The following is a 2,548-nucleotide window of genomic DNA, read 5'->3' on the forward strand; positions in this document are numbered from 1 at the left end:
TACCTAAACCCATACATTGGTCACCATGAGGGCGATATTGTTGGTAAGATCTGTGCTGAAACAGGTAAGAGCGTGCGTGATGTGGTTCTAGAGCGTGGTTTGTTAACCGAAGAAGAACTGGATGACATCTTATCGGTTGAAAACTTCATGCATCCAACTTACAAAGCGAAGCGCTACGAGTAATCGCTGGTGCAAAGGGCCCCAAACGGGGCCTTTTTTAGGCTCCAACACGAATAACCTCACTTTTATTAAGTAATTAACACATTGACGACTCGAATTCTTATTTTCTGAACATTTACACCTACAGCTGAGTGTTCAAAAAATCAGAATCAAAAAACTTAAAGAGGTATCAATATGGTAATGGTCGAACTCTTCGTAGTCCTGCTCTTCATCTATCTAGGGGCAAGAATCGGTGGAATCGGTATTGGCTTTGCTGGCGGTGCTGGGGTAATTGCATTGTCTTTAATCTTGGGCGTCCCAACCAGCCAGTCTTTCATCCCTGTCGACGTTATTCTGATCATCATGTCAGTCATTACCGCTATCGCTGCAATGCAAGTCGCTGGTGGTTTAGATTGGATGGTCCAGGTTGCGGAAAACTTTTTACGTAAGCACCCAGAGCGCATCACTTTTTATGCACCGATAGTGACATTCTTGATGACACTACTTGCGGGTACGGGTCACACCGCATTTTCTACTCTACCAGTCATTGCAGAAGTAGCAAAAGGCCAAGGTGTGCGCCCTTCTCGTCCTCTTTCTATCGCAGTTGTAGCCTCACAAATTGCTATCACAGCGTCGCCAATCTCAGCGGCGGTTGTCGCGTTTGCGGCAATGCTTCACCCATTCGGTGTTGACTACCTAACATTATTGGCAATCTGTATTCCAACCACTTTTATCGCTTGTATGGTGGGTGCTTTTGTCGCTAACTTCATGGGCTGTGAGCTTAAAGATGATCCAGAGTACCAAGACCGTCTAGCAAAAGGTCTGATCAAGCTAAACACAGAATCAAAACGCGAAATATTGCCGACAGCGAAAAAAGCCACCTTCATTTTCTTGGGCGCTATCGCTTTCGTCGTCTGCTACGCTGCGGCAATCTCTGGTTCAATCGGTCTTATTGAGCACCCTGCACTTGGTCGTAACGAGGCGATCATGGCCGTCATGCTAGCCGCGGCGGCTGCAATCGTAATGAGCTGTAAAATCGACGCAAGCAAAATTCCAGCAGCAGCAACATTCCGCTCTGGTATGACAGCGTGTGTGTGTGTGCTCGGTGTCGCATGGTTAGGCTCTACGTTCGTTAATGCGCACGTTGATGGCATTAAAGAAGTCGCAGGTGCGCTGCTCGCAGACTATCCATGGATGCTAGCACTGGTTCTATTCTTTGCCTCAATGCTGCTCTACTCTCAAGGGGCAACGACCGTGGCGCTCATGCCAGCAGCGCTCGCAATCGGCGTAGCACCACTGACAGCCGTGGCTTCATTTGCAGCAGTAAGTGCGCTCTTCGTCCTGCCAACTTACCCAACCCTTCTTGCCGCCGTTGAAATGGACGACACTGGCTCGACTCGTATTGGTAAGTACGTCTTCAACCACCCATTCTTTGTACCAGGAGTGGCAACCATCACTTCAGCCGTCGCACTTGGCTTTGCATTCGGCGGCCTGCTGATTTAGTAGAAACAGAGTCTTACTCGGGGAGCTTCGGCTCCCTTTTTATTGTATGGAACTCATGTTTTTGCATAAAAAACCTCCACTTTCACGAAACTTATTGGCTAGCCTGCGGGTCTGATTGAGTTACACTATTGGCAATTATCTAAGATGAATTGAACCTTTTATGCGTGCATTACTCTCCATCTTACTCTTAGGAGTGATTACTTTTTCTGCGCCGTCCATGGCCCTTTTTGGTAGCGACCAGTTTGGCGACAACCCAAATGGCGCTTTTGACAGCAGCACCGATTCTTTTGTCTCTGTCGATCAGGCTTTCCCATTCAACTACTACCAACAAGACGGCAAACTGATGCTAGATTGGCAAGTGCGTGATGGTTACTACCTGTATCAAGAACGCTTATCGGTAGCGGGCGAAAATCTGTCGTTAGGCGAGCTGCAAATGGAAGATGGTATGCCACATAAAGATGAATTCTTTGGTGATATACACGTCTACACTGAGCCACTGTTTGTCAATGTACCAATGCATGATTGGCAAGAGGGTGCCCGCGTCGTTGTGCAATACCAAGGTTGCGCGAAGGCGGGTTTTTGTTACCCACCAGAAACTCGTGTAATTCCTATCAGTGCGTTTACTTCAACCAAGTCGGACTCAGCAACCGTCGCACAACAAGTACAACAAGTACAACAAACTCCTGCTGTAACGCCACCAGCGATGCAAGCTTCGACGTCAGTGACACCACCAGTAACACAACAAGATAACCTTGCAGCCAACCTTGCGGATAACTGGTGGACACCACTGCTGTTCTTGGCTCTTGGCGTGGGCTTAGCGTTTACGCCATGTGTGTTACCCATGTACCCGATCCTGACCAGTATCGTGCTTGGCAGTGGCAAACTA

2 protein-coding genes and 1 pseudogene are annotated in these 2,548 nt (G+C 48.1%); all 3 read left to right on the top strand.

The genetic code is table 11. The features are described from left to right. Positions 1 to 183, top strand: a pseudogene (gene aspA, locus AND4_RS18675) (aspartate ammonia-lyase); the annotation flags it as partial. Positions 184 to 354: 171 nt separating this feature from the next. Next, positions 355 to 1,662 carry an anaerobic C4-dicarboxylate transporter gene (locus tag AND4_RS18680; protein ID WP_009844549.1) on the top strand — a complete coding sequence of 436 codons (1,308 nt, stop codon included), beginning with the start codon at positions 355 to 357 and terminating at the stop codon, positions 1,660 to 1,662. Positions 1,663 to 1,822: 160 nt separating this feature from the next. Then, on the top strand, positions 1,823 to 2,548 hold a 726-nt coding region (locus tag AND4_RS18685), incomplete at its 3' end, for a protein-disulfide reductase DsbD domain-containing protein (RefSeq protein WP_009844550.1).

Source organism: Vibrio sp. AND4, from assembly GCF_000171815.1.
GTDB lineage: Bacteria > Pseudomonadota > Gammaproteobacteria > Enterobacterales > Vibrionaceae > Vibrio.